Origin of the sequence: Bacillus sp. L75 (assembly GCF_003676355.1) — a bacterium.
Taxonomy (GTDB): Bacteria; Bacillota; Bacilli; order Bacillales; family Bacillaceae; genus Bacillus; species Bacillus velezensis.
The window spans coordinates 1-581 of the sequence record NZ_ML064949.1 but is presented as its reverse complement, the minus strand read 5'-3'; the positions used below and the strand labels follow the sequence as shown (position 1 = coordinate 581).

At 38.6% G+C, this 581-nt stretch carries 2 tRNA genes; both read left to right on the top strand.

The annotated features are described in order from the left end of the window. Positions 1 to 66: 66 nt before the first annotated feature. Positions 67 to 141 (top strand) — tRNA-Asn (locus tag D5S11_RS19700). Between the two features lie 2 nt (positions 142 to 143). Further along, a tRNA-Thr gene (locus D5S11_RS19695) sits at positions 144 to 216 on the top strand. Positions 217 to 581: the final 365 nt, after the last annotated feature.

The following is a 581-nucleotide window of genomic DNA, read 5'->3' as shown; positions in this document are numbered from 1 at the left end:
GAGAGTAGGACGCCGCCAAGCTTTTTATTTTATCTACCATGTTTTTGTTTATGAAGCTTATAATATTCCGCAGTAGCTCAGTGGTAGAGCTATCGGCTGTTAACCGATCGGTCGTAGGTTCGAGTCCTACCTGCGGAGCCATTGCTTCCATAGCTCAGCAGGTAGAGCACTTCCATGGTAAGGAAGAGGTCAGCGGTTCGAGCCCGCTTGGAAGCTTATCTAAATACGTTGATCTGAAGCAGTTTCCGCTTGTTATGGGACTGTTATTTTTTGTTTAGTTCAGTAAAAATCTGTTGCTGATTGTATCAGTTAAGGTATAGGTATTTAGCGCGTCTTCTGATGAAGCCTTTCTTTAAGGATGCAAAAGAGATTAACATAATTAATTGTTAAACGGTATTGACTTTTATCAAAACCTTGATATAATTACTTTTGTCATAATGAACAGTATGCTTTAGATTAATCTGCGGGTTATACCGTTTGGAGTTTTACTGAATAAATAACAATACAGTTTTTGGGTTATCTGATGCTGTATTCTGGCTGTACATTACATTTTTACTTGCGGAAGTAGTTCAGTGGTAGAA